Annotated in this window: 17 protein-coding genes; 5 read left to right on the plus strand and 12 right to left on the minus strand. The window is 38.6% G+C overall.

Annotated elements, in window-relative coordinates:
• Positions 1 to 50: 50 nt before the first annotated feature.
• The 6 genes from GVK91_RS10115 to GVK91_RS10140 all read right to left on the minus strand — a co-directional run bounded on the left by GVK91_RS10115 (position 51) and on the right by GVK91_RS10140 (position 7,790).
• The gene (locus GVK91_RS10115) at positions 51 to 2,477 is read right to left on the minus strand and encodes a TonB-dependent receptor (RefSeq protein ID WP_159728463.1); all 2,427 of its coding nucleotides are present in this window, start codon (positions 2,475 to 2,477) and stop codon (positions 51 to 53) included.
• 229 nt (positions 2,478 to 2,706) lie between these two features.
• Entirely contained in the window at positions 2,707 to 3,147 is a 441-nt protein-coding gene (locus GVK91_RS10120) for a hypothetical protein (RefSeq protein ID WP_159728465.1), read from the minus strand.
• Between the two features lie 195 nt (positions 3,148 to 3,342).
• Positions 3,343 to 4,896: a serine hydrolase gene (locus tag GVK91_RS10125; protein WP_159728467.1), complete on the minus strand. Its 1,554-nt coding sequence runs from the start codon at positions 4,894 to 4,896 to the stop codon at positions 3,343 to 3,345.
• A 350-nt stretch (positions 4,897 to 5,246) separates the two neighbouring features.
• Positions 5,247 to 5,846, minus strand: coding sequence for a hypothetical protein (locus GVK91_RS10130; RefSeq protein ID WP_159728469.1), 600 nt, complete (start codon positions 5,844 to 5,846; stop codon positions 5,247 to 5,249).
• Between the two features lie 89 nt (positions 5,847 to 5,935).
• Positions 5,936 to 6,595, minus strand: coding sequence for a vancomycin high temperature exclusion protein (locus GVK91_RS10135; RefSeq protein ID WP_200845587.1), 660 nt, complete (start codon positions 6,593 to 6,595; stop codon positions 5,936 to 5,938).
• A gap of 154 nt (positions 6,596 to 6,749) precedes the next feature.
• Entirely contained in the window at positions 6,750 to 7,790 is a 1,041-nt protein-coding gene (locus GVK91_RS10140) for an endonuclease/exonuclease/phosphatase family protein (protein WP_159728471.1), read from the minus strand.
• A gap of 583 nt (positions 7,791 to 8,373) precedes the next feature.
• Between GVK91_RS10140 and GVK91_RS10145 the strand changes: the two genes are divergently transcribed.
• From GVK91_RS10145 to GVK91_RS10155, 3 genes are all read left to right on the plus strand, one after another.
• On the plus strand, positions 8,374 to 9,300 hold the full coding sequence (locus GVK91_RS10145) for a hypothetical protein (RefSeq protein ID WP_159728473.1): 927 nt from the start codon (positions 8,374 to 8,376) through the stop codon (positions 9,298 to 9,300).
• Between the two features lie 78 nt (positions 9,301 to 9,378).
• Positions 9,379 to 9,741, plus strand: a complete 363-nt coding sequence (locus GVK91_RS10150; protein ID WP_235032868.1) for a luciferase family protein — start codon at positions 9,379 to 9,381, stop codon at positions 9,739 to 9,741.
• 170 nt (positions 9,742 to 9,911) lie between these two features.
• Positions 9,912 to 11,453: a YdiU family protein gene (locus tag GVK91_RS10155; protein WP_159728477.1), complete on the plus strand. Its 1,542-nt coding sequence runs from the start codon at positions 9,912 to 9,914 to the stop codon at positions 11,451 to 11,453.
• A gap of 38 nt (positions 11,454 to 11,491) precedes the next feature.
• Here the strand turns inward: GVK91_RS10155 and GVK91_RS10160 are convergent, their stop codons facing one another.
• Together GVK91_RS10160 and GVK91_RS10165 are read right to left on the minus strand one after the other, a co-directional pair.
• The gene (locus GVK91_RS10160) at positions 11,492 to 11,983 is read right to left on the minus strand and encodes a hypothetical protein (RefSeq protein WP_159728479.1); all 492 of its coding nucleotides are present in this window, start codon (positions 11,981 to 11,983) and stop codon (positions 11,492 to 11,494) included.
• Positions 11,984 to 12,030: 47 nt separating this feature from the next.
• A complete protein-coding gene (locus GVK91_RS10165) occupies positions 12,031 to 12,399 on the minus strand; it encodes a MerR family DNA-binding protein (protein WP_075992126.1) in 369 nt (122 codons plus the stop codon).
• A 123-nt stretch (positions 12,400 to 12,522) separates the two neighbouring features.
• Here GVK91_RS10165 and GVK91_RS10170 point away from each other — a divergent pair, with 123 nt between their 5' ends.
• Positions 12,523 to 13,410: an alpha/beta fold hydrolase gene (locus GVK91_RS10170; RefSeq protein ID WP_159728481.1), complete on the plus strand. Its 888-nt coding sequence runs from the start codon at positions 12,523 to 12,525 to the stop codon at positions 13,408 to 13,410.
• Between the two features lie 105 nt (positions 13,411 to 13,515).
• On the opposite strand, the gene GVK91_RS10175 is transcribed toward GVK91_RS10170, so the two are convergent.
• From GVK91_RS10175 to GVK91_RS10190, 4 genes are all read right to left on the minus strand, one after another.
• Entirely contained in the window at positions 13,516 to 16,206 is a 2,691-nt protein-coding gene (locus tag GVK91_RS10175; protein WP_159728482.1) for a hypothetical protein, read from the minus strand.
• Positions 16,187 to 16,963: a GLPGLI family protein gene (locus GVK91_RS10180; protein ID WP_159728484.1), complete on the minus strand. Its 777-nt coding sequence runs from the start codon at positions 16,961 to 16,963 to the stop codon at positions 16,187 to 16,189. The genes GVK91_RS10175 and GVK91_RS10180 overlap by 20 nt, the downstream gene beginning before the upstream one ends.
• A 67-nt stretch (positions 16,964 to 17,030) precedes the next feature.
• Positions 17,031 to 17,345: a hypothetical protein gene (locus GVK91_RS10185; protein ID WP_159728486.1), complete on the minus strand. Its 315-nt coding sequence runs from the start codon at positions 17,343 to 17,345 to the stop codon at positions 17,031 to 17,033.
• Positions 17,346 to 18,433: 1,088 nt separating this feature from the next.
• Positions 18,434 to 19,366, minus strand: coding sequence for an SPFH domain-containing protein (locus GVK91_RS10190; protein WP_075992121.1), 933 nt, complete (start codon positions 19,364 to 19,366; stop codon positions 18,434 to 18,436).
• 337 nt (positions 19,367 to 19,703) lie between these two features.
• On the opposite strand from GVK91_RS10190, the gene GVK91_RS10195 reads away from it, so the two are divergent.
• Entirely contained in the window at positions 19,704 to 20,522 is an 819-nt protein-coding gene (locus tag GVK91_RS10195) for an alpha/beta fold hydrolase (RefSeq protein WP_235032870.1), read from the plus strand.
• Positions 20,523 to 20,595: the final 73 nt, after the last annotated feature.

Here is a 20,595-nt window from a genome sequence, read left to right on the forward strand (position 1 = left end):
ATTGCAGGGCCAATATTAGAAAATAAATATGTACAAACGGTACCGATATCTTATTGTATCCGGCCGCTTTCGCTTTCGAGAGCCGATTTGCGATTACGTTGATCCTTAGTCGCTCCACTGCTGAACCTATAGTTGAAACTCAGACGTACCTGTCTTGATTCGTAGTAGCCATAACTTGATGAAAGCAGTCCTGGTAAATTTTGCGTGTATTTAACTTGGTTACCTTTATAGATGTCGGTGATAGCCAGTCGTATTGTTGCTTTGTCTTTTAATACAGATTTTTGGAACGCGATGTCCGCTTGACTAACCGGTCTACTGATGGTATTGGCCCCTCCGAGTCGTTTTGAATTGTAGACCACCGAAACTTCTGCCCTCATCTGAAAGGGGAGTTTGAAGGTCTGAAGGAGACTGGCTCGTCCCGCAGTCTGCCTCAAGTTGAGATTTTGGTACTGGTCAAAGGAAACGTCATTATGGATATAATACAACAGGCCATTGAAAGTCATGTCCCACCAGGACCTAGGCGAATAAGTCTGCGTCAGGGACAGGGACCAATGTTGCTGTGTCCCCACATTTTTACTGATCATCATGATTTTATCCTGTTCCAGTGTATCTGTTACTTTTGCATTCAATTGGTCTGTATAGGCATAGTTTATGCCTATTATTGTCGAATTTTTCACGGAATAAAGTAACGAAAATCTTTGGGTCAATGAAGGTACCAGGAAGGGGTTCCCTTTCCAGAATGAAAGCTCGTCAAGCATATATACAAAAGGATTGAGATCCTGATATGCTGGTCTTTCTATACGTTTGGCATAAGACAAAGACAGTGTCTGTTTAGCAGTCAATTGTGTGGCAATAGAAAAAAAGGGGAAAAAGTTAGTAAACTTTCTATTGATATGTTCGTTGAGATCTGCCCCATACTCCTGATAAAGTAGGGTACCTTTGGAGCTAGCATATTCTAGTCGCAGCCCGCCCTGTAGGGACCAGGCACCAATGGACCGTTTGTAGTCAACATACGCACTGCTGATATGCTCATCGAAGTGAAAATCATTTGAACGTCTATTGTCTAGGCTATCTTCCGATTGTTTAACATGATAAAAGTTTGCGTTATTTTTTGAGCCTACTGCGGAGTATTTGGCACCTGTTTCCAACTTCCCACCCCATAACCGCGTCGCATAGTCTATTTTTAATCCTTTTAGATCAATATCGATATCATTAAGAGTACGGTAAAGATTTTCGTCAGTAACGACATACTGATTGTCACGGTAAATATTTGACTGCAAGTTTTTGTTCCATTTACCGAAGAGACCGTAATCGGCATCAATATTTAGACTATGCCCTATTGTATCTTCGTATTTGTAGTTCAGGTTAAAATTGTAGCGTTTCGTATTCTGCCCGTAATAATCGTTAATGGCATCCAGCGTTTCCTCAACCGTGGTGGAAGGCGGTGTCGTAATGGCTGTAGCGGTATTGGTGAGACCTCCTCCAAAGATAAAATTGCCATTTGCCAAAAAACCGACCGTATTCTTTTCGTCAATAAAATAGTCGACCCCGACTTGAGCCGCCATTTTCTGACGTTTGTCCACGTCGATCGTATGGCTGTCATACGACTTTCCATTTTGCTGGCGATCCGTACCATAGAGGTAATTGTAATACCCCAATGTATGATTGTAAGTTCCATAGACATTAATCCTATTAACCCGATAGTTAAATGCAAGGTTTTCCAATTGTTTGGGACTGACACCATAGGCAAAGGCCGTGGAAATGTTACCATTTAATCCTTTTGTCTGATTTTTTTTGGTTTTGATATTGATTATACCTGCAGCTCCAGTGGCATCATATTTGGCACTTGGATTATTGATAATTTCGATGGATTTGAGGTTATTTGATGACATCGATTTCAATAGATCACTAAGTTCTTTTCCTGAAAGAAAAGTTTGTTTTCCGTCCAGGAGGATCTGTACACCACTTTTCCCATTGAGTGTAATGTCTGTATCGTTTTCTATCTGCACACCAGGGGATCTCTTCAAAGCATCGAAAGCTGATATATCCTGTGAGCCTATGCTATTCTCTACATGATAGACGACTGTACCTCCATCTACAGAAAACAACTTCTTTTTACCTTCGACTTCTGCCGCTTCCAGTGTATTCTCCTGTCGGAGAAGATGTAGTGTCCCAACGTTGCCATTGGACGGATTAAACGAACTGCTCCTCAACTCTTTATAACCAAGGTGCTTAATCAACAAATAATAGTTGCCCGTTAGTCTATGCGCAATCCGAAAACAGCCCGTGCTATCTGTCATTGAACTAGCTATCAGTTTGCTATCAATACTATATAAGCTTATTGTAGCCAGGAAAACAGGTACGTGATCAGGATTGACGACCTTACCCTGCACGATATTTTCCGTAGTCTGCCCATAAAGGGCTCCGCTCCATAAGAAGAATATCACAATTAATAAGAATTTTGGTAAAGAAGTCATTCGGTTTATAATAAAATCGGTTTTTTCACTTGGGTTAACGAGATCACATCCTGTGACCTAAAATGGATGTTCATATTCTCAAACTAATATGCTTTAAAAAAGCTATTTTATTTCAAAATGCCAATTGTAATCAATTAATGTCTTTGAGCTATTTCAAATTTCCGGATTACAGTTTGTGGAGGTTTATCCAAAATCTCTGTCTTTAGTCTTCTCTAAGTTTATATTAGATTCAGTCTCTATCAAATTGAAGTATTCCATTCCCCTCGCGAATTGACTTATAAATACTATCCCGTAGTTTTGGATCCATGTTTTGTTGTTTAATATATTTTAAAAGACCTATAACAGTGTCATCCTCATGATATGTTTTTTCAGAATTACTCTTCTTCAAAAATAATCGGTGGGTACCAAGCAGGTCAATTTCAGTTAATTCAACAGTAGAGTGTATAGGTATTGGATCAGATAAAGTCACCTTGAAAGTTGGAACAGTTGATTTTAATAATACCTGATCCACCGTCCCTATTTTTTGATCGCCGAGATAAATATCATTGGGCATAAATGCTATTTTCTGTTCTTCTCTGAATTCCAGAAAATACTGTTTTTCCCTACCGAAATCACACCCGATCAAAAGCACAGCCACAATTAGTATTATTTTTGCAGATGAATATCTCATAATGCGTCTATAAATTAACAATAACAAAATCTATAATACTTAAGATTCATTAAAGTTGCCAATTCTAAAATCTATCCAATCTTCTGCTTTCGTATGTTCAATTACAGTTTGAAACCTCATCCTTTCTCTGGCAACTGGCTTAAGCGTGTCATCGGCACCTTCCTTTTCATCTTATTGGTCCATACGATTGGTCGGTTACTGCGATGTAGCAACAGGACTGGGCTTACGATCAAACATAACCGGTTTTTCACTATCGTCCAATAGAATTCCTATACCTTGAATCTGACCGTCCACATCGCTAAAGAAGTTAAAGAGAAGATTACTTGGTTCAGTATCTGCTACCCCATTTTTATCGACAGAACGTGGGTCAAAAACATCATAATGTCGGTGGATAAGAACAACCCTCTCATAACCGAGTTCACTGTATAACTTGTTATCCTTAAGCCCTACCTCAATAATTCCATATGCAGGGTTTTCAAAAGAACCAGTATACTGTTTTAAGGAATGGGAAGGTTTCGTCGCTGTAACGGGCAACTTTTCTTCTTCTTCTTTTTTAATATGGCGCAGTGAGTCGATTTCAGCCTTTTTTTCACCATTCCAGTCGATTGGATTCAAACCAAGAAGTATATCCGCTATAGAATTTCTGACCACCGTAGGAACTTTAGATACGTTTTGATTGGTTAATACGACAATTCCGAGTGTATCTGTTGGAAAAAATGCCACATTCGCAGAAAATCCGTTAATATTTCCACCATGTTCTACTTGATAATGTCCTCTATAGGAGCCAATCATCCAGCCTAAACCATAATTGGAAAGGAAGACATCTTTATGTTTGTCTGGTAAAGCTGCATCCATCACCATTTGGGAGCTCGCAGCCTCATTTATATAATTTGCAGGAAGTATTTCTTTCCCATTGAAATAACCTCGGTTGAGCCAAACCTTGACCCAATTAGACATGTCATTAGCACTGCTATTTATGCTTCCTGCTGGCCCCATACCACTAATATTATAATAATCAATCGGTTTTATCGTGTTATCTTTGGAAAGTGTATAGGGCAAAGAAGCATCGCTGTCCCGTTGAAATGCTAAGAGATCGGTATTAGAACGGGTCATTTGTAGGGGGGTAAAAAACTTTTCTTGTATATTTTGTTCCCATGTCTTACCACTCAATCGCTCCACAATCATTCCTTGAGCAAGGTACATGAAGTTATTATAGAACCATTTCATTCGCAGGCCTGAGCTGGGTTTCATAAATCTGACCCGCGAAATCAGACTATCTCTATTTTTGCTATTGAACAGAAACCAAGATAAATCATAGCGGGACAAGCCAGTCCTATGCGCCATTAGGTCTTTAACAACGATTTGATTATCCATCTCATCATTGTAAAACCGCAACGTTGGCAGTAAAGATACCGCTCTGTCCTCAAATGTTAGTTTGCCATCTGCTCTCAACAAACCTAACAATGAAGCAGTAAAAGCTTTGGAGCTTGAACCAATTGCAAAAAGCGTATTGGGTGTGACGGGTTTTTTATTCGCGAAATCACGATAACCAAATCCCTTATTATAAATTATTTTATCGCCTTTCACAACAGCAACGGCAAAACCCGCCACATGATGATCTTTTAAAACTTGGCCGAGAACAGAATCAATTGCTTCAAATTGATCTTTCTGCCTGCCTACTTTCCCAACCTGAGAAAATAGTGAAAAAGAAAACCAGGAACAAAAAATAAAGGTTAAAAGGAATTTCATATCAAGTTGGAATTTATACGAAAATACTTATTCAACTTGATTCCCGCAAACTCCTGAAGACATTAGCTTTAGCTATTTTATCCTCGGATGCTACTAATAAAAGAAAGAAGAATACTGGCGCTGCAGAAGATTAAACTTCGTTTATTCTAGCGCTCACTCTTATCCCGCGATCTTACCAGTCAAAGAATTCAGAAGTTTTAAAATGATTTTAAACTTCTGAATGACGATTTTTGTTTATTGAAGGAATTATAAATGGTTAAGGTACCAAAGAGTAACTCTTCGGTTGATGATAAGATTGTTTAATAGTCAATTTCATACGGCCTGTTCTTTTTAGCGACTAAGCTTTCTACCTATTCTAAATTATAAAAGCATTGACTTCCAATCGCACCACCACCATATTCCAGCACAAGCCTGTCATTTACCATAATGTAAGTGCAGCCGTCATTGTAACGCGCTTTTAAGCTATCGGCAATTGGTTTATCAAACAAATTAAAGGAATACCTCCCCATCCCGCTTCGTTGAAAGCTTATGTTACAAGGTTGTCCGCTTGTAATACCGATACAATTTGCATTATCTAACTTCTCTTTGAGAGTCTTTAAAGTCCCTCTTGTCCAACCAAGTTTTTGCAATAAAGAGTCTGTTGTATTCGAACTAATTTTCACATCCCAGTTACTGTCAAACCTGCCACCCACTTTCAAATGGAAAATACCTAAAGTATTGTTTTTGCTAAATTCTATTTCAACAGATTTATCTGGTGGAATTATTTTGTTTATATAATTTTTGACTTCATAAATCTCGGCTCTTTTTTCCTCAAAGTTTTCTTTAAGTTCCGTTACGGAATAATCTTTGTCAAAACCACCAAAAGCAGCCTGAATCATAACGATAAAACCCACGAAAATTGCGATCCCAATCCCACATATAACTAAAAGTATTTTTAGAATAACTTTCATTTGTCTGTTGTCCAATATTAAATTAATACCTGGTTTTTCAAACAATTATACGATAATAAATGGTCTATCGGTCTACAAAATCTAATAACCTATTCTTTCGTGTAATTCGATTTTCCGTTTACATCAACCTGCTTACCTAAATACTTTGGTTTTCTATTTCTCATTACATCCAAAACGGCTTTCGCAACCGATAGTTTTTCTCTAAATGCATAATATTTATACCCCGGGTAAGCGCCTCGATCTGCACTATAGCCGAATGATTTTATACCCAATTTATCGCCCAGATAAACACATCTATTTAGATGATATTTCTGAGATACCAAGATTGCCGTATCAACATTAAATATATATTTTGCCCGGTACATGGTCGAGTAGCTATCGAACCCAGCATAGTCAATATAAATTTTTGCGGTATCGATGCCATTTTTCTGACAGTACAACTTCATTACGCTAAGCTCATCGTACTCGTCTCGTCCGTTGTCTCCCGACAACAATATTTTATCCACTTTGTGGTTTTTGTACAACGAAATCCCGGCATCGAGTCTATCTTTCAAATACCTGCTTGGCTGATCACCATTGATACCAGCGCCAAAAATGATGGCGACCTTGGTTCTTGGCACATCTTTAAGTTCCGTGAAAATCACCGAATCTGTTTTAGCCGTTACATTGCTATTGGTTATCACCACAACAACCAGGGCTACTACACATAGAGCGACGACCACTAAAATGAACCTTTTAATCTTTTTCATTAGCTTGATTTGTTCATGATAAACTTATCATTTTAAACACAAATTTAACAGTACAACCTATTAAAAATCGAACCAATTATAATTCGCTGAAGATAAATTATCATTCGTAGGCACTTACGGTCTTTTCGGTATATTTCATATGGCTATTAATGTACTAGAATTTAAACATAACCAACATCGCTTTATGATCGGTTGGCCACACGCCTTCGGGCAGCAGGAAGTTATCTTCACTATCTTTTTCCTGCTTCTGCCCATACTTTACGGTTTCCACAGGACCGACAATGTTAGCTTTTACTGGCTTCAACGGCTTTTTACTGCGGTAATAAACGTAATCGATCCGATCCCGATCATCCGCTGTGGGTGCCCATGCCAATTTCTCAATGGAAACATCCTTGTTAAAAGCAGGGTAAGTAAAACCAGGATGACTGACCGGATTGGGATATAATTGACGGAAGCTATCTATAAATCCGGCTTTTTCTAATAAAACCGAACAGTCCCAGGGAACCACTGCCCCACGATGGTCAAAAAGATCTTTTGTTGCCAATGTCCAATCCAAATGCGAAGGCTCATTAAAATCACCTGCAATAATAAACGATTGTGATTGATCCTCTTTTTCTACATCTCTCAGGATATCCTGGATAGCTTCATCACGTTTGCTTTTCCGATTAGCCTCAATAATGGTACTTACGTCTGAAACAGGACGATCTAACTTCTTCCAGGTCACACCATCATAACCACGTGGCAAATAGCAGGCATAATTCGTGTAGTCCAAGTGTAAAGAATAACATACAAAAGAACGCTTTCCAATCTTGATCTTACTTTTTAAAACACCGCCCATAGTACTGTCTTTTTCATAAAGCGCATGCTGTGATTCAATCGGATATTTGGAAATAAAACCGACATCCAGTTTTGCGTCACTGGACTGGCCAAAATATATAGCCCCCTTAGCTTTGAGTTCCGTTAGTATACGCTGAATAAAATCTGTTCCCTTGTAATTGCGGACTTCACTAAAGAGAACGACATCTGCATGTTTGGCAATAATTTCGTCTGCAATCGCAGGAAACCCATTCGGCACGACAGTCCCCTCCTGCCAGATATTGATTTGCAGTACCTTTACCTCATTTTTTGCCTGAGCGAAGAGCATATGCCCTAAAAGGGTTATCACCAAAAGCAATATAATTTCTCTTAATTTCATTGGAGTTGTCTATTTCTATGAACAAGCATTACCACAACGTTCTTATCGAAATGCGGTTTCTACCATTATCTTATAAGCGAGTTTCTTACTTATTTCTGTAATAACCAAATAATTTTATCCACATTATCAACTCCACCCCATTGTCGTAGACTTGCTTCATCAACTTTTTCGCGATTTGTATCGAATTCAGAAGTAGGATACATCCAACGCAAAGGCATTTCCGTATTTGTAACATTTTGATCAGCTTCAATTGAATAGCATTATATTTAGCAGCATTCCAAAATTTATTAAATAGCGAATTATTTAATATCTTAGCCATACAAAGTTTTAGCATAACGGATAGCGAGCCAAAAGTGGGTGGCATATTCATAAATGGTCGTCCGAATGATGAATGGAACTATTATGCCGGTCCCTGGATAAAGGCACAAAATACCGAAATAAATATTGAGACACCACTGGTCATTAACAATTAAAAAAGCATTAGCTCCGATATCGCCTTTTCACTTAAACGCCTTTAAGCAGTGTGTGAATATGCTGCTAAAATCAGATCAGCCTGAGTCGGGAAGCCTAACAATCAAATACGATGAGTTTGAAACAAACGTTTTATAAAGTACGAAGTTCTAAAATAGTTCAGGGCATTCTAATAGCCAACATTTTTGCATTTCTAATTATTGGTATGCAATCTTCATTGCTGCCCAAGGATGTGGGTGTACTTGTCTTTTCTGAGTTTGTGATTATTCCACTGTTGATGGGTATCATTATGGCTTGGTGTTGGAAAGATACCAGCATGAGAGGAACTCTAATAACGGCATGCTCTATCTTGGGCAGTCTCATGGCTATCTTACTAAGCTTTATATTCTTAGGTGAAGGCATTATTTGCCTCTTAATTGTTTCCCCTCTTATTTTTGGTTTTGTTATCGCAGGCGCCTTTATTGGAAGGTCAATGTTTAAAAAGAGCAATCAAAAATTGAATATAAGCATTGTTAGCCTGTTACTTGGAATTTTTATTGTTGACTCCCTGAGTGATCATCATCACGAAAATATGGTCTCCGATGAGATCTTAATTCATGCGAGTCCAGCACAAGTATGGCAACACGTGGTCGCCTTCGATCCGATATCTCAGAAAGAAAACTATTGGCTCTTTAATATAGGAATGCCGAGCCCAATGGCCACAACGGTAAGTGAGCATAAACTGGGCGCAAACCGAAAATGCATTTTCAGCAACGGATATATTTTCGATGAGAAGATTGTAAAATTTGACGTCAATGAAAACTTAGTTTTTGATATCATTGATCAACCCAAAGACCCTGAAATTATGGGACATATAGATATCAAAAGAGGTCAATTTATATTGAAAGACAATGGAAATGGAACCACTACCCTTATCGGGAACAGTTGGTATAATCTCCATGTCTTCCCTACTTGGTATTATGACCTTTGGGCAGAAAGTATCACTAGGAATGTCCATTTCCGAGTAATGGAGCATATTAAACTATTAAGTGAGCGATAACCTATGTTTTCTTTTGTGGTAAGAAGACTTGGCTTTTTAAAGGATATCCCTTTATTAGCCATTCTATTTGATAGTCTTATGAGACTTTGGATGTTCATTGCGAAGCCCGAACTGCTACATTGGATCGATGACCTGGAAGAAAATGTCGAACGTATGCCCGGGACGACGGTTGGGATCCATAAATATGGCGGGACTGCGTTCAATTATTCGGGAAAGGAATTCGCACATGTACATAGCAATGGTTTAGTGGACATTTTATTAAATAAAGAGCTAAAAAAATCATTAATGATGGACGGAAAAATCAAGGACCATCATCTATTTAAAAATTCAGGATGGATCAGTTTTTACCTTTACAATAAGCAAGATGTTGCCTATGCCTGTTACCTCTTGCAAAAGGCTTACGACCGTGCTAGAGAAAAACAGAATTCTGTATTCTGTTAGACAGGCTTTGATCTTCATGAATTGTTCAGTCGCTGCAATAATTAGCGAACCTAGTTAGACAGCAACTGATTTTTCCATCAACATGGTCATTCCGAAAACGCTTTGACCATATGTAGGACCTTTCCATAATTTAGAAAGTCTTTATCTTTTATAATTAATATCTTTGCCGTATGAATATTGAACAGATCAAACAACCTTTCCTCAAAAAATTCCCTGGAGATTTTTCCAATAATCCTACACAGCGAGGCACGCCAAAAGTGTTATTTGCTACGATCGAACCTGCTGGGTTTGAACAGCCTCAACTGATTGCTTTCAACGAGGCTCTTTCTGAGGAAATAGGGCTGGGTAAATTTGAAGAAAAGGATCTTAACTTTTTGGTAGGATCTCACCTACCTAACAATATTCAGACCTACGCTACAGCTTATGCGGGACATCAATTTGGTAACTGGGCCGGACAACTGGGCGATGGTAGGGCTATTCTTGCAGGCGAAATTACCAATGCCGAAGGTAAGAAGACCGAAATTCAATGGAAAGGAGCCGGAGCAACGCCCTATTCAAGACGTGCAGACGGAAGAGCAGTATTGCGGTCTTCTGTACGTGAATACCTGATGAGTGAAGCCATGTATCACTTGGGCATACCTACTACCAGGGCCTTAAGCCTGGCCTTTTCGGGAGAAGATGTTCTTCGGGATATCATGTACAACGGCAACCCACAATACGAAAAAGGAGCCGTGGTAATCAGAACCGCCGAAAGCTTCCTTCGCTTTGGACATTTTGAACTGATGTTTGCTCAGGGGGAGCACAGCTTATTACAGGATCTGCTTGATTTTACGATTGAAAATTACTTCCCTGAAATTGTTTCATCCGATCAGCAGAAATATAAAGATTTTTTTGAAAATGTATGTAACCGCACGGCAGACTTAATGGTAGAATGGTTTAGAGTAGGTTTTGTGCATGGGGTAATGAATACAGACAATATGTCGATCTTAGGCCTAACGATCGATTATGGTCCCTATTCAATGATGGATGAATATAATTTAAATTTCACGCCCAATACGACGGATCTACCAGGAAGGAGATATGCATTTGGAAAGCAGGCACAGATTGCAAACTGGAATTTATGGAAACTTGCGAATGCCCTCCAACCTATCATCAACGATGAAAAATTCCTTGAAAACACCCTAAATAATTTTGGCGTTTATTTTTGGGAAGCTCATGACAAAATGCTTTGCAAAAAATTCGGATTTGATGGGCTAAAAAAGGAAGATGAGGTGTTTTTTAACAACTGGCAAAGTTTAATGCAAGAACTCGCATTGGATCATACCTTATTCTTCAATCAATTGGAAAAAATAACTCCAGAAACTGATTTACATGAACATTTTAGCCCAGTAGCTTACGCTGTGTTAAATGAAGAAAAGCTTAGCCGGCTTAAAGACTTCATGGAACAGTATCAATCCCGCTTGCATTCAAATTCAATTTCAAAAGCTGAGTCCCTGGATTTAATGAAAAAAACAAACCCCAAATTTATACTGCGGAACTATCTGCTTTACCAATGCATTGAAGAAATTAATGCTGGAAAAACAGCAATGTTAATGAAACTAACGCAAGCATTAGAAAATCCATACCAAGAATTATTTCCGGAATTTTCCGTCAAACGTCCTTCTAGCTATGACAACACCGCAGGATGTTCTACACTCTCATGCAGTTCATAGTACGAGATCCCCCTCTCGTTAAGCATTCAGGGGGGGAATTAAAGTTTAGGATTTGTAGATTTTCTAAAAATAATAATACTTAGTAGCCAGCCAACAAGTAAGCCTACTAAGAGATAAGACTCTAGATGCATATCTTGAAACTGAACGCTGGGTATATCACCATCCGAAGTAAACTCGGCCCTTCTTAACAGGTCTCGTATCTGAGCAACTTTAAATTTTAAATAAACCAAGCGCACCCAACACAATATAAGTCCCGAAGTACTGATAATTAGAAGGGAAAGCCGTTGATTTCTTACCGAAGATACTTTACAATAATTTTTGACTGACAGATACAGAAAAGGGAGAATTCCAAAAGAGAAAATAAAAATCAGTGTTGGTAAAACCTGGCCAGGTAGACGCCAGCTATCCTTAAACAAGGGGCTTTCACCTATAATTTCGGTTGTAAAAAACATTAAAAACCGATCTCTAATAAAAAAGGCAATTAGACACAATACGGTTGACAATCCAATAGCAATTTTGTATTCTTTCATCTTTTTCATTTCAATGAGCTAGGAGTAGGTAAAGCCGGAAACATAGGTTATCGACTTAAACCATTTTGGATATTGCTTTTACATTGTTCGATTTGCTTTTTCATTACTTTAAGTTCCCTTATCTTAGCATCTATCTGTTCCAATTTAAGATCGAGCACTTCCATTTTACTTGTCTGAGTTAGCTCTTTTTGATACCATGCATCAATAACCTGCTTAATTTCAGCTAACGTAAAACCTACAGCTTTTGCCATCTTTATGAACCTCAGTTTTTCGGTTACTTCATCATCGTAATAAACGTAGTTATTGGAAGTTATATCCTTTTTTGTCTTGCCAGAAATGAGTCCACTCTTTTCATAAAAACGTATAGTTCCAATAGGAATGTTCGCTTCCCTCGCTAGTTGACTAATTAATTTCACTTGATAATCAATAGTTTAAAAAAATATCACAAGTATAAAGTATACTTCATACTTGTTGGTTGTAAAAATACAGTTTAAATTTGTCTATAGAAAATCAATGGTCGCTATAAATATCTTTTTATCATGAAAACAGCATATTCCGACAAAGAACTTATTAAACTTGTACCCGGCTTCACAAGCAATTTTATCGTAATAAATGACATTTCAATCCATTATGTTCACGGAGGCAAAGGAGACCCCATAATTCTTATTCCGGGTTATCCAGAAACATGGTGGGCGTATCATCATGTAATGCCTATATTAGCAGAAAGCAACCAAGTATTTGTAGTTGAAATTAGAGGAATGGGTAGCTCGGATAAACCGGAAAATGGTTACGACAAAAAGAACATCGCCAAGGATATCTACAAATTAGTAAAGCATTTAGGCTTGGACAGCGTTTTTATTGCAGGTCACGATATCGGTGCACATGTTGCTTTTAGTTTTGCTTGTAATTATCCTCAAGCAACTAGTAAATTGATACTGCTAGATACACCACATCCAGACCCAAGCATGTATCAGCTTCCTATGCTACCTGTTTTGGGGGGAACTTATCTATATCCATGGTGGCTAGCTTTTAATCAAGTAAAAGAATTACCAGAAAGGTTACTTGAGGGACGCATGTCAATCGTCATCTCTTGGTTATTTGACAACCTGCTGATTAATAAAGATAGCATAAGCCAATTTGATAAATCTGTTTATAGTGAAGCTTATGACAATAAAGATGCTATTCGTTGTTCCAATGCATGGTATCAAGCCTTTCCACAGGATATTAAAGATTACGCGAGCTACAGTAAATTAGAAATGCCAGTCCTGGCGATTGGTGCAAGTGGCTATGACCTACTGCTTCATTCTTTACCGGAAATCACCAGTAATCTAACACTTAAAAAAATTGAAAACTGTGGCCATTTTATTCTTGCGGAAAAACCTATTGAAACCGCCGAATTGATCAAAGCGTTTTTATTGACAATCTAATTTCGGATGAAATCAACTTGTAATAAAAAGCGACGGTTGCAGGCCTATCCTGAAAGAATTTTTCATCTTCGAGGATATGTTCTGTCCTGGTTTCAAGATAAAAACTTAAAAGCTATAATCTACCCCAAAACTGATATAACCCGGCAAAAGTTTATATTCGGTGCTGGTATTATAAAGGTCTGTCAATTCAGCATTTCTGAAAAAGCGAGTATTAAAAATATTTTTTGCTGTCATGGTAAATCTTGTCCTATGTTGCCGCAATTCATAAGATAAGGAGAAATCCGAAAAATAATAGGTCTTGGAATCCTGCCCAAGGAAACTGCCAAAGCGATAGGATTCATTCTTTAGATTACACTGTATATTTTTTCCCATATTCAAAAATACATTCAGAAATCCGCGGCTATTATTGAGTGTAGTTTTGCTATCTGAGCGATAAGTAACCGACTGCAGGGCATAACCTGTGTAAATATTCAACCTGGATTTCCATGCACTTCTAAACGATAGTCCATAATCATATGTCTCTGTATGAATTTGACGATTGCCCACGCCCACCACCAATGTTTCGTAATCTGCCGTGTTTGCACCTAAGTCCAGACGGAAATTTCCACCTACAACTTTCAGGTAATAATTAAGATCTGCCTTGTAATTGCTGCTCTTTTTGTTTTTAAGCAATACTTGTTGCACAAGGCTAAAATTGGGGTCTAAACTGCTTTCTGTACCCACATAATCAAACAAAATCTGATGTCCGGCCGAAAGGTTCGCAAAAAAACGATCTGTCATACTGCCATAGGTGTACATCAGCGTGCCACCAGAACTACTTAAGGTCGCTAGATTATCCGTTCCTCGAATAAAGTTTCGAACCCCTGTCGTATAATAATGGGGAATTAGCTCGGTGGGTGAGGTATTCTGTTGCTGAAAATAGAGATCTGTTTCAAGTCGCCCTTTTGGGTGGATAACCCATTTCCCCGATAGTCCTGGAGAAAGCAACAGGTTATTTTTATGTTTGGGTTTCCCAAAATCTGTCAACCTGTTCTGTACAAGACCTGCCTGCAAGCGGGGTGTCAATTCCCATTTATTTCGTTTAAAGGTATACTTGGAAATAAGGTTCGTCTGAAACACGTTTAAGTCCATCGCATTGGAAAATCCCGAAGGAGAGACTGCTGTCCCACCTGACTCGTCTGGATTTGATAACAACTTCAATTCAGTGTTGAGCTGTTGCTGCTGGTAGGCCATATTGAAGGCCAACTCAAAAAAATCACCATTTTTCTTTCGGCTTACATAGTGTGTAGTAGCCCCCAGATACTGCAGATTATTTTCGATATGTTGTTTTACCGCATGGATATCTTTACCTCCAAACAAATCTTCATAATAGTATTGATTGATACTGTAGTCCAATGGCGACTGTTGCTTTATCCAACGTAGTGAGCTGACCAGTACATCCCGCTCCGAAAATTTGTAGCTATAACTCAGATTATGGTTGGTCAAATATCCTTTACTTTTGGTCAGTTCCTCACTTTGAACACCATTAAACAGTAATGCACCCAAATCATTTTTTCTCAGAGAACCTAGTGTACCTGAATAGCTCAACAGTGTACGTTTATTGGGCTCCAACTGCAGTTCCAGTTTCGTGAAGTAGTTATCGATGTTTCTGGTAAACTGATAATCTTCGGTATTGGTAAATTGAATATCCTGCAAATGATAGTTCTGCGCGGTATTTCGATAAAATGATTTTTTAGTAGGATTTGCAAAACCCAGCCATTTGATCTTTAACTGTGGGGTCGGATTTAAAATGGTATTCAAGGACAACAGCTTATCGTTATTGAAATTCGTTCTTTTATAATCAAAACCGGGCAAATTTGGCGTATTATCTATCAAAGTAGGTGTTGTTATTCCGACACCAATCTGACCTGGTTCATCAGGAGAACCAGACTGGATCAGGTGGTTAATACTGCTTACGGCATCGACTCCATTATTGTTAGCAGCACCTAATAGGTAATATTTGTTCTTTTTTCCAAAATTCATCAAGTTCGCATTGGCCTGATAATATTTTGGACCTATGGGAACCACCTGCGCATCCACCGAGCCAAGCCACTGTGCCCTGCTTTCCTCCTTAAGTTGCAGATTTAGTGCAATTTTGTCCGAATTTTCGATACCTTTCAGCTGTTTATTATTAGAATACCGCTGCAATATCTGAATTTTTTCCAAGGGACGAACGGACATACTTTGTGTCAGCAGGCGATAGCCCTTTTCAAAAAAATCGTCCCCTTCCACCATCACTTTTTCTACTTCTTTATTGCCTATTTTGATACTCCCATCGGTCCCCACCTGAATGCCGGGAATCTTTCGAAGAAGATCCTCTACCGTACGCTCATCACCCTGCAAAAAGGATTTCACAGCAAGCTCAATGGTATCTCTGCCCCGGCGGTAGGGGCCTTTGGAATGGACAATCACTTCCTGCAATTGCTCCACCCCTCCAGCTAATAACTGTACATCAATCAGCGTGTCGGCCTGCGTAGGCGTAATCGAAAGGGAAGCTGGCTTAAAGCTCAGCGCCTTGAATAGCAACGTAAATGGTCCACTTTGGGCCGTTTGCACATGATATTTGCCTTGGCCGTCGCTAAACGTATAAGCCAACATTTTGTTATCGCCATCACGCCGTAAATCAATACGTACCCCTCCTAACGCTTTTCCCTCAGTACTAACGCTTCCATGGATAGCAACCTGTCCATGTACGACCATAAACAACAGACAAAAGCTGAATAAGGCCGCTATCCGCTTATTGATGTTCCCATTCATACACTTGCTCTACACTGCCTCTAACTTTTTGTTTATCAACGCTTACACCTTCCATCATTGGCATTTTGCTGTACATAATACGCATTTGTTCTTCATTGATTTGGTCGTCTTTCTTGACAAATTCTTCCAGGCTCAATTTGGGTAAAGACTGGATATATTTATCATTTACGGGAATATTTCCCGCATAGGGATAATTTACCTCTTTCAGATACCAATAGTTCGGATTGGCACTTTCGTTATACAGCATCACAATAAGGCCCGGCAAGCCACCAAATTTCGATGGTCCCACAGGTACGGGAATATCATTGGTATAATAAGCGACCAAAGTAGTTCCACGATAAGAGGCCGTTGCTTTGTGGCATACATGTTTGCCTAACGTATCCACATCGGTGTAATCGGTATTCCAGACCAATGCCGGAAATTTGTCCGTCACCAAATAGTTAACACCTTGAATGGAACGGGTTTCTAGCTGTTGGTCAGCCTTATTTTGATGGATCACGACCCTGTTATACCTCTTGCCAGATCCGATTGTTATCGAAAATGAGGAAGCTACTTCATCATCGCCATCTTTGTTGAGCTCCTGCTTGCGTATTGGCATCGAATCACGAACAGCAATCTTCACTGTTCCATCATAATAGACATCTTCTTTAAAAGTAGCCATGGCTGATGGGATGTATTCATATGTCGCATGAAGCCGCTGTGCAGAAGATAATCTGGAAAGGAATAGAAATAAAAAGAATATATAATATTTACGCATGATAATTTAGTTTAGAAAGACGGGGTCAAAGCCCCGCTTTTGTTTTTGTGTAAGAATGAATAAAAGTTTAGTTGTTTGCAACCCAGTCATGCATTGCTGCAAAGAAATTAGCACAGCCGCCAGCTGAAGAAGCATAATCTGTGTAGACAGCGCTGCCTAATAAAACACCATCACAGCTATAAATACTTACTTTAAAATTACAGCGTACGAATGCCGCATTCGTTTCAGTGGTTGCCTCGGTAACCCTAACCGTATTGTTGGCCAGGCGCTGGGAAGTTGTTTTCACAGATACATTTCCGTTGACTGTTGTTGCGGCTGTCTTGGCCGAAGCAACAGATGATAGCATCACCATTGCTACCAAACTCATCATTAATCTTTTCATTGTCTTTAAATTTACTTGTTAAACCATGGTATGTTTTGACGGCATACCCTTGTATATGGCAGTAAAAATAAAGACACATTTAATTATTTAAATGATGATTAAATATCTGTAAATGGTCACTTAGAATTCGTAGCTTATTAATTACTATTCGCAATGGGCTTATCACTGAATAACTCGAATTATGGAGCAAATCGTTTTGAGATAACGAAGTAAAAAGCTCTCCTAAATACCTGTTGAGGGAAGCTAAATAAAATTTTCTCGATAATGACCAATGCTTGGAGCATCTGTCGTTATAATATTCTCATTTTGGTCAAAAGCATATAGCGAGGAATTCCTGTCACTAAAATACTTGCCTTAAGGCAAGTATTTTAGGCCTTTTATGCTTTAGTTTTATAAGATATATGCTTTTTAATCATGCAGAATCTATTTATAGCTATTACAATAAGTTGTTTTGTATTATTTTCGTTCGCTGTACGCCACAAACTTTCTACGCGAGTTTATATCATTTGGTCTCTCTTCATATCATTTGCCGCTGTTGCAGGGTTCTTTATACAATTTCCCCCATCTTTCGCCTTAACGCTATTGGGTACAGTTATAACAATCGTCTGTTGTTCGATACTATTGGTTAATACAAAAATAAATATGTATTTGCTTTTGGCGATCCATATCTTGCGTATTCCAGTAGAATTTATTCTCTATGCTTTATTCAAAGCTAAAATGCTGCCGCGAGAAATGACTTTTATTGGCTGCAATTATGATATAGTTTTCGGAATTACTGCCTTAATATTTTTGATAACGGGCATATTCTTTCGTAAAACTTTCAATTTCCAGATTTTCAGATTATGGAACATATTCGGTATTTGCTCAGTTCTCATTGTTGTTCTTCTAGGAATACTGTCATCCCCAATTCCTATACAATTGATCGCTTATGATCAGCCAAATATTGCTATGTTACAGTTTCCATATGCTTTATTGCCCAACCTGGTGGTACCCTTGGTAATCTTATCCCATATCCTGCTTTTGAGGAATTCAGTTACATCAACATTTAGATAATACGTCTATGGAAGAGCTTCTTTGGATTTCTATCCCTAAAGACCGCCATCTTTAGGAAGATCAGGCAATTGCGCACTATTATGTCCATCAATCTTCTGTGCCGCTGCAATTGAAACAACCAAATCATTCAGCATAGAGCTTGCTGCTGTCGGCGAGTTAGGAAGCAAAACCAAATTACTTCTGCTATTGGCGCCGATAGCATTCAGTGTATCATAATGTTGCGTAACCACGATTAACGCAGACGCTTCCTGTGCATTGATATTGGCAGCATTCAGCATTTTTACAGATTCTTCCAGTCCCTTCGCAATCTCTCTTCGCTGATCTGCGATACCCTGTCCCTGTAGTTTTTTAGATTCTGCCTCAGCTTTTGCTACAGCAACAATTCGTATTCTCTGAGCCTCAGACTCATATTCTGCGGCTGTTTTTTCGCGTTCAGCAGCGTTGATTCTGTTCATGGCATGTTTGACCTGTTCATCAGGATCAATATCTGTCACTAATGCTTTAATAATATCGTAACCGTAGCTTTGCATCGCATCCTGCAATTCACTTTTTACGGCAATGGCAATATCATCTTTTCTTACGAAAACGTCATCTAATTTTGTTTTTGGAACTTCAGCACGCACAACATCAAAAACATACGATGTGATCTGATTTTCGGGATTCTCCAAACGATAATAAGCATCTTTTACGTTGTCTCTGATTACCTGATACTGGACAGAAACTTTCATCTTGATGAAAACATTATCCAGTGTTTTGGTATCAATTATGACATCCAATTGCTTTATTCTAAGATTCAGACGTTTAGATATTTGATCCAAAAACGGAATTTTTAAATGCAAACCAGCATGACTCACTTTTAAAAATTTACCCAGCCTTTCTATCACAGCTGCAGATTCTTGTTTTACCGTATAAAATGAAGCAAATAATGTAATAAGTCCAAAAAAGACCAGAATTCCTAAATATAGCATAACCTTAAATTTAATATTGGTGATATACAAACTTACATCTTTACATTGTCATTCTTATATCAATTCCTTCATTTTTCAATGAAAATCAGTTACTTCTTTCTTTAAACCGCAGTCAGCCAGTGAAACGTAACGTATCCCTTCGCAACGCACCGAAGTATTTTATGGGGGCTCTACAAGATCTGTCCCATTTTGACGCAATCGCCCCTTTATTTGTCGTATTTCTACAGTTTCTTCCTGCGGAATCGTTCTGATATTTGTTATGTACATTTGATATCAATCTGTTATGAACACACTTATTAAAACCAATATTATTTTTAAATCATTACTCTGTATTATTATGATAACTACTGTTATGCAATCACATGGCCAACAGGTTAAACCTTCGGCCCAAGGCTTGGTATCCCTTAAGGACAGCAAGGTCTATTATGAAATTTATGGCACTGGAAAGCCAATTATCCTATTACATGGCGCTTTTATGACGATCAACTCCAACTGGACCCAGCTAATTCCTGAATTGGCAAAAACCAGAAAAGTCATCGCTATTGAATTGCAAGGACATGGTCATTCTCCCTATTCCGATAGAAAATTCGATCATGCAATACTGGCAGATGATGTTGCCGGACTGATGGATTATCTGAGAATTGAACATGCTGCAGTGCTCGGCTATAGCTTTGGAGGTGCCGTGGCTTATCAATTTGCCATTCAGTATCCGAAGCGATTAAATGGATTGGCCATTATTTCTGCCACCTATAAAAGCAATGGATGGATGCCGGAAATTAACAACGCCTTCAAGAACATGAAACCAGCAATGTTTGAAAATAGTCCGATGCAGCAAGCCTATGACGCAGTTGCTCCAGACAAAACAAAGTGGACGAAATTTTTAGAACAGATGATCTCTTTGGCGCAACATCCATTTGATCTGGGGGATGCTAATATTGCCAAAATATCTTCACCTGTATTAATAATTGCCGGAGACAACGATGGTCTGGATAAGATCGAGCTTGCAAAAACATATCAGTTATTGGGTGGTGCGGTAGTCGGTGACTTTGGACAAATGCCGAAATCCCAATTAGCCATAATCCCAGGACAGGGCCATGTCAGCCTGATGAGCCAAACAAGTATCATTTTAGATTTCCTGAATGGATTTTTAAAATAAAGTCAGCTATTAGGCCCACACGAAAATTAACATAAGTGGACTTTTTATCGCCCCTATCAGGTGAGTTTGAAAA

The sequence above is a fragment of the Sphingobacterium sp. 18053 genome (assembly GCF_902706145.1).
Taxonomy (GTDB): domain Bacteria; phylum Bacteroidota; class Bacteroidia; order Sphingobacteriales; family Sphingobacteriaceae; genus Sphingobacterium; species Sphingobacterium paramultivorum.

What these genes read in the sequence shown, in the direction of transcription:
- GVK91_RS10140 (WP_159728471.1), bottom strand. Translation starts at nt 7,790, where the DNA reads ATGAAATTAAGAGAAATTATATTGCTTTTGGTGATAACCCTTTTAGGG.
- GVK91_RS10120 (WP_159728465.1), bottom strand. Translation starts at nt 3,147, where the DNA reads ATGAGATATTCATCTGCAAAAATAATACTAATTGTGGCTGTGCTTTTG.
- GVK91_RS10150 (WP_235032868.1), top strand. Translation starts at nt 9,379, where the DNA reads ATGAGACTTTGGATGTTCATTGCGAAGCCCGAACTGCTACATTGGATC.
- GVK91_RS10190 (WP_075992121.1), bottom strand. Translation starts at nt 19,366, where the DNA reads ATGCTATATTTAGGAATTCTGGTCTTTTTTGGACTTATTACATTATTT.
- GVK91_RS10175 (WP_159728482.1), bottom strand. Translation starts at nt 16,206, where the DNA reads ATGAATGGGAACATCAATAAGCGGATAGCGGCCTTATTCAGCTTTTGT.
- GVK91_RS10130 (WP_159728469.1), bottom strand. Translation starts at nt 5,846, where the DNA reads ATGAAAGTTATTCTAAAAATACTTTTAGTTATATGTGGGATTGGGATC.
- GVK91_RS10115 (WP_159728463.1), bottom strand. Translation starts at nt 2,477, where the DNA reads ATGACTTCTTTACCAAAATTCTTATTAATTGTGATATTCTTCTTATGG.
- GVK91_RS10195 (WP_235032870.1), top strand. Translation starts at nt 19,704, where the DNA reads ATGATAACTACTGTTATGCAATCACATGGCCAACAGGTTAAACCTTCG.
- GVK91_RS10180 (WP_159728484.1), bottom strand. Translation starts at nt 16,963, where the DNA reads ATGCGTAAATATTATATATTCTTTTTATTTCTATTCCTTTCCAGATTA.
- GVK91_RS10170 (WP_159728481.1), top strand. Translation starts at nt 12,523, where the DNA reads ATGAAAACAGCATATTCCGACAAAGAACTTATTAAACTTGTACCCGGC.
- GVK91_RS10185 (WP_159728486.1), bottom strand. Translation starts at nt 17,345, where the DNA reads ATGAAAAGATTAATGATGAGTTTGGTAGCAATGGTGATGCTATCATCT.
- GVK91_RS10160 (WP_159728479.1), bottom strand. Translation starts at nt 11,983, where the DNA reads ATGAAAGAATACAAAATTGCTATTGGATTGTCAACCGTATTGTGTCTA.
- GVK91_RS10135 (WP_200845587.1), bottom strand. Translation starts at nt 6,595, where the DNA reads ATGAAAAAGATTAAAAGGTTCATTTTAGTGGTCGTCGCTCTATGTGTA.
- GVK91_RS10145 (WP_159728473.1), top strand. Translation starts at nt 8,374, where the DNA reads ATGAGTTTGAAACAAACGTTTTATAAAGTACGAAGTTCTAAAATAGTT.
- GVK91_RS10155 (WP_159728477.1), top strand. Translation starts at nt 9,912, where the DNA reads ATGAATATTGAACAGATCAAACAACCTTTCCTCAAAAAATTCCCTGGA.
- GVK91_RS10125 (WP_159728467.1), bottom strand. Translation starts at nt 4,896, where the DNA reads ATGAAATTCCTTTTAACCTTTATTTTTTGTTCCTGGTTTTCTTTTTCA.